Raw genomic sequence first — 5,823 nt, 5'->3', positions numbered from 1 at the left:
CCCGGAGGCCCGGCAGGCACGCTGGGCCGCAGCGCCCCGCCGCGGCCCACGCACCGGGCCCCCACCCCCTCCACCAGAGCATCCGAACAGACCAGCTCTGGCACACGCCCCCGCGCCACACCCCGTTGTGACACCGCCCGACGGCGATGCGCAACAAAGTCGCGCGCGGAGCGCCCCGCGCGCACCAGAGGGGAGGAACCTCACCAAAGGCGGTTCGGGGCGACGGGAGTACGCGCCCACGCCCCGCCGACCGGGAGTGCCCCACAGCACGCCCACAGCACCCGGATGGGTCAGTTGATGGTGGGAATGACGTCCCACCACTGCTGGGACTGCCAGTTCTTCGTCCACAGCTGTGCCCGGGCTCCGTCACCGGTGTCGGTCGCGTCCCGGTCCAGCACGGTGTTGTAGTTGTTGTAGAAACGCTGGTTGTAAATCGCGGCGTCGTTGGGACGGGTGAACCACACCTGCTGCGTGGTGCCGTTGCACTGCCACAGCTGGACCCGGGTCCCGTTGCCGCCGTTGGTGGCGTCGGCGTCCAGGCACATCCCCGGGAAGCGGACGCTCTCGAGGCGGCCGTCGCTGTACTGGTTCCACAACTGCTGTGCGGACCCGTTGCACCGCCAGACCTGCACCTTGGTGCCGTCGGCGCCGTTGTTCGCGTCGGCGTCCAGGCACTGGCCGGGGGTCACGGTGTAGAGGCTCTTGATGATGACGGTGACCTGCCACGTCGCGGCGGGGTTCACGCGGCCGGCCGCGTGGTGGAGGACCTTTGCGTGGGCTCCGGTGGCCGCCTCTCCCAAGGTGAGCGCGCCTGCGGGCATGGGCGCCCGCGCCGAGGCGGTAGCCGTGGCGCCCGGCCCGGCGTGGGCGGTGGCGGCGGTCGCCGTGCTCGTGGCAGCCAAGGCCGTGCTGCCGGCGAGCGCGAGCGCGGCCGCCGCCGTGGCGATGGCGCGTCCCATCATGGCTTGGTTCTTTCCGTACAAGACTCTCTCCCCGATCGTGTGCGGCCACGACGTGAGCGGCCGCTGTGGATGCGTCAGGACTTCGCCACGCAGGGCGCGGCGACATGCCCTGCCGTGCCGCCTGGTCCGGTCCGGCGCGAGGCAGCAGATCCAGGGTGAACACGGGAGGTGGCCGCAGTCGCGTTTCCCACACGAACCCGCACACCCCACTCATAGACCCGGGTTCGGCAAAGACATGACTTCACGGGGGCGTGGTGGCTCAGCGGGGTAGGTCCGTGCCGGACCCGGGCGAGGCCGGGGATCGGTGAGCTGCGCGCGTGAGCGGGGACACCGTCGTACCGGGTGCTGGTCAAGCGGGTCGGGCCGTTCATGCGGCACGCACGGGTGGTGTCGCCGTCCACCGTGGTGGACGTTTTCAAAGTGGGGCGCCGTCGGCTGGATCTGGATCTCGTGGTCGCGATCGTTCGCGCGCCCGGCGTGGACGAGCCCGCGGTCGACCGCTGGCGCCTCACCGGACGCCGCGAGGAACTTGCCCCGGCTGTTCGTCGCCGCGTCGAACCCGCGCGACGGCGACAGCGACGGCACGAACACGGTCGTGATCCCCTCGATCGAGGGCATGGCCTGCGTCGGGAAGGCCCAGCTGGCGATCCACGCCGCCCACCCTAGGAAACCGTGTAAGGCTCGACTCGGCCTGTGGCGAGCCTCTCCCTGGCTACCTCGGCATTCCGGTGCCCGATGCCGGCAAGGATCGACTCCGCCTCTTTCCAGGCTGCGCGGGCCTCACCGATCCGATTGGTGTCGGCCAGAGTGTCGCCGAGGCCGAGGTGCGCGAGGCCTTGGAACACCAGGCTGTCGATCTCACGGGCGCCCTTCAAGTACGTGGTAAAGGCCTCAAAGGCACCATCGTGATCGGCCAACCTTAGGCTGCTCAACCCAATGTCGCCCCACGAAGCGACCACTCCTCGCCTGTCTCCTGCCTGCTGGTACAGCGCCTGGGCGTGGCGGAAGAACTCGACGGCCTTGGCATGGTCACCACGATAGAAATGAGCGGCAGCGATGTTGCTGACCATGCTGCACTCCATTCGGGTGCGACGGTCCTCGGGGCATATCCGAAGCGCTTCCTCCAGGGAAGCCACAGCATCGTCGTAACGGCGCAGGATGTTGTAGACGACGGAGAGGTTGTTCAACGCGACGGTCTGGCGCCACATCATCGCCGGGGCCTGGTTTAGCCGGCACAGCTCGATGATTTGCAAGAGGTACGACTCGGTTTCCTCCAGGCGTTCCTCGTCGCGGCTAGCCCTGGCGAGCCCATGGAGCATCCATGCTTCTCCAAGAGGGTCGCCAGCGATCCGAGCCGAATCTAGGCCCAGCTCCACGAATCGGGTGTACTCGGTCATTCGGTACCTGAGGCCGCGCAGGCTGTGCAAGCTGGCGGCCAGACGCCACACGAGCGCGTACAACTTGTGCTCGGCTGCTGTGTCGATGACGGCGCGTAGGTTGCCGTACTCGATGTCGAACCAAGCCAGCGCCTCTTCGTACGTTGTGAGGCTCAGGGACTCGACCCCGTAAGTCTGTTCAATTTCCGCCTCAATAGGTGGCTGCTCCAGCAGGTGGTTCGCATCCTGAGCTGTGAGCACATACCACGTCGCCACTCGCGCCAAGGCTGATTGCTCTGGCTCAGCCAGACCGCGTGCGTAGGCTCGCACCAGGTCGTGAAACTCGTAGCGGCCAGACTCACGCTGCTGCAGCAGGTGCTCGTCCAGCAGCAGTTCGAGTAGTTGCTCTGCCTCTTCGACAGCGCATCCAGCCGCTGCTGCTGCGGAATCTGCGGTGAAGTCGTCACCCGGATGCCAGCCGCAGAGCCGGAACAGTCGGCGCGCAGGCTTGGGAAGCCCAAGATAGGAAAGGTCGAAAACGGGCGTCAGCGCCCTGCCACCGAAGGCCAACGCGCCCACGCCACCCCGCAGCAGCCGTGCCAGGTCCGCCAGCTTCCAGGCAGGCCGTGACCGCAGCCGCGCCGCCGCGATAGAGATCGCCAGTGGGACGTGACCGCATGCCTGAACGATCTGCTCGGCGATCGGACGCTCGGCCTCGACACGATCGGGGCCCACGATCCGCGCCAGCATCGCGATCGCCTCGTCCGAGGTGAACACGTCCAGCCGACACAGATCCGCCCCCTCGATCCCAGCGAGGCTACGGCGGCTGGTGACCAGGACAAGGCAGCTGGGGCTGGCCGGGAAGAGGTCGCGGACCTGTTCCTCGTCAGCGGCGTTATCGAGCAGGATCAGTGCGTTGCGATCCCGTAGCCGGTCGCGGTACATCCCTGCCCGCTCGTCCTGGCTCGCGGGGATCTGCTGGGCGGGCACACCCAGCTGGCGTAGGAACGCCTCGAGTACCGCGGAGGGGTCGGCGGGCGGAAGTTCGGGGTCGAAGCCACGCAGGTTGACGTGTAGTTGGATGTCGGCGAAGTGGCCGGCGCGGACGAGCTCGTGGGCGATGTGGATGGCGAGCTGAGTCTTGCCGACGCCAGCCATACCTTCGATCGCGGAGATCACGACCGTGTTCGGGTGGTCGGCGTCGCGGTGCTGCTTCGCGGCGGCGATCAGGCGAGAGAGTTCCTCGCGGCGCCCGGTGAAAGTCGCCAGGTCGCTGGGTAGTTGTCGGAATACTCCGACCGGGCCTCCGGTCTTGGCCAGTGAGTGGACCTTGATGCAGGTCTCGCGCCATCTGCCGACCGTGGGCTCGTCCGCCCCGAGCGCGCGGACGATCGCCACCACGAGGTCCAGGTCCAAGCGGCGGCGCTCGGTTTTGAAGGCGTCCACGACGGTGAACGGTGAGACGGTGCGTGGGGGCCTCATCAGCGGGCCGACGCGTTGGGCCAATGAACGGTAGGACGGCGAGCCCGCCCACGCGCGCAGTTCACCCAGCAGGCCGATGAACTCGGCCAGATCGTCGGCGCTGCCCGGATCGGGCAGGCCGCCCGGCTGCTTGTCCACGGTGTCCCCGCCTGGTAGTGCCGTGCTCCTGACAGACGGAAGTCTACGAGTGAGGTGTGTGGGCTTGTGTGGGAAACGTGACCTGGCCAGGCCGACTCGAGCAGCCTGGTCATGCCGCTTGGCGCAGTCGGCCCAAGCGGCTTCACGCCACGCCAGACCAACATCACAGTCAGGGATCCAACGTGCGTCTTCGTGCCATCAGCCGCAAAATGACCTACACCGCCGCCGCCTTCGCCCTCGCCGCCGGTCTGGGCGTCGCCGGGACCGGAACCGCCGATGCCGTCCCCGCCAGTGGCTGTGGCAGCACCGCCAGGCCGATCATGGTCGACCATCCGCTGACCCTGAGCACGATCACCAACATCGGCGGCGACCTCGGCATTCTCTACCTGGGCTACTTCCCCGACTGCCGTGGCGTCTACGCGGAGGTCCACTGGAACAGCCCCGAAGGCTACAACGCCTATACCGGTGCGCGATGGCTGGACGCGCATGTTGAGGGCCGTGTCTACCTGGAGGACGAGAACAGCAAGATGTTCGGCTACGTGCCCTTCAACATGACAGCCAACGGGTCATACACCACCTCGCAGATCGTGACCATCGACAAGGACCCGAACGGGAACAACTACGCCGCTCCCAAGGCTTTCTACCCCCGAGTCGACCTGACTGTCGCAGAGATTGACCAGCCAGGCGGTCTGACCTACGGCCCCCACCCCTGCTACATCTCCGGCAGCAGCCACACCTTCAGCGACGGTGGCTGGCAGAACAACGCCGGCGGCGGCTACTGCGCCTGACGGACACCGCGCCTGAGCTGGTGCCGACCTGCTCAGCCCGATCCGTCGCTCCGTGCAAGGACGGTCCCAGGCAGCGTTGGACTGCTGCCTGGGACCGACCGCTGGACCTTCCGTCGGGGATGCTGCCCTGACACGGATGGCCTTGTCCGCGAGCGGGGAACTCCTACGGCTCTGATCAACATTCCGGGATCGCCGAGAGTGTTATGGCTCGACAGGATGGTGGCCAAGCCGCTGTCAGAAGGCGACCCTTACGGCGTCGTCGGCCCGGGCTGCGCCGGCGTACAAGCTCGCTAGGCTCGACACATAGGACTGGGGCTCCTCCTGCAGCGCGGCTCTGTTGACTCCGCCAGCCGCGGCCTCAACAGCAGTCCCGTTGCGCTCCGATAGATCTGTGAAGCGCGCATCCTCTAGGAACCGGGACGCCGCTGATACCGCGCTGCGACTGGAGCCGTGTTTTCCCGGTCACCCCGGGGACACTGCTGGCGTGGCACCGCATGCTGATCGCGAAGCGGTGGGACTGCTCCCACCGACGTCGACGTACCGGCCGCCCACCGACGGCGGCCGCGCTCAGGAGGCTGGTGCTGCGACTGGCACAGGAGAACCCGGGGTGGGGTCACCGGCGGATCCAGGGCGAGCTGGCCAGGTTGGTGCATTCGATCGCGCCGTCCACGGTCTGGCAGATCCTGCACACATCCGGCATCGACCCAGCCCCGCGTAGCGCTGGGCCGAGCCGGCGGGAGTTCCTCACTGCCCAGGCAGAGGGGATCGTCGCGGCGGACTTCTTCCACTTCGACACAATCACCGGCAAGCGGCTGAATGCGCTGGCGTTCCTGGAACACGGCACCTGCAAGCTCCACATCAAGCCGCGCACCAACAGTCGGACCTGTCCGTGGTTGCACCGCGCAAGCTCCTGCGCACCCGTGTCCTCGGCGGAGTCATCAACCAGTACCAGTACGTGGCTTGAGCTGCGGCGATGATTTTTCGAGCCCGACGGGTTCGGGCGCAGTCGCGGACCGGCCTGGTTGACCCCGCCGAGTCGGCCGGGAAGCGGGGGCGCGCCGGGTGCGCCGGGACCGG

The 5,823-nt window shown here is 67.6% G+C and carries 3 protein-coding genes and 1 pseudogene; 2 read left to right on the top strand and 2 right to left on the bottom strand.

What is annotated here, in order from left to right; all coding sequences use genetic code 11:
* Positions 1–290 precede the first annotated feature (290 nt).
* Positions 291–962 carry an RICIN domain-containing protein gene (locus TR50_RS43465; protein ID WP_052441896.1) on the bottom strand — a complete coding sequence of 224 codons (672 nt, stop codon included), beginning with the start codon at positions 960–962 and terminating at the stop codon, positions 291–293.
* Positions 963–1,624: 662 nt separating this feature from the next.
* Positions 1,625–3,958 (bottom strand): ATP-binding protein, encoded by a 2,334-nt coding sequence (locus TR50_RS41480; protein ID WP_052441895.1) that lies wholly within the window; start codon positions 3,956–3,958, stop codon positions 1,625–1,627.
* 209 nt (positions 3,959–4,167) lie between these two features.
* Here TR50_RS41480 and TR50_RS41475 point away from each other — a divergent pair, with 209 nt between their 5' ends.
* Positions 4,168–4,746, top strand: a complete 579-nt coding sequence (locus tag TR50_RS41475; protein WP_042435586.1) for a hypothetical protein — start codon at positions 4,168–4,170, stop codon at positions 4,744–4,746.
* Between the two features lie 425 nt (positions 4,747–5,171).
* Positions 5,172–5,639, top strand: a pseudogene (locus tag TR50_RS41470) (helix-turn-helix domain-containing protein); the annotation flags it as partial.
* Positions 5,640–5,823: the final 184 nt, after the last annotated feature.

Source organism: Streptacidiphilus anmyonensis, from assembly GCF_000787855.1.
Classification (GTDB): Bacteria; Actinomycetota; Actinomycetes; order Streptomycetales; family Streptomycetaceae; genus Streptacidiphilus; species Streptacidiphilus anmyonensis.
This window is presented reverse-complemented; position numbering and strand designations above follow the sequence as displayed.

Coding starts and splice junctions, on each gene's coding strand:
- TR50_RS43465 (WP_052441896.1), bottom strand. CDS start 962: ATGATGGGACGCGCCATCGCCACGGCGGCGGCCGCGCTCGCGCTCGCC.
- TR50_RS41475 (WP_042435586.1), top strand. CDS start 4,168: ATGACCTACACCGCCGCCGCCTTCGCCCTCGCCGCCGGTCTGGGCGTC.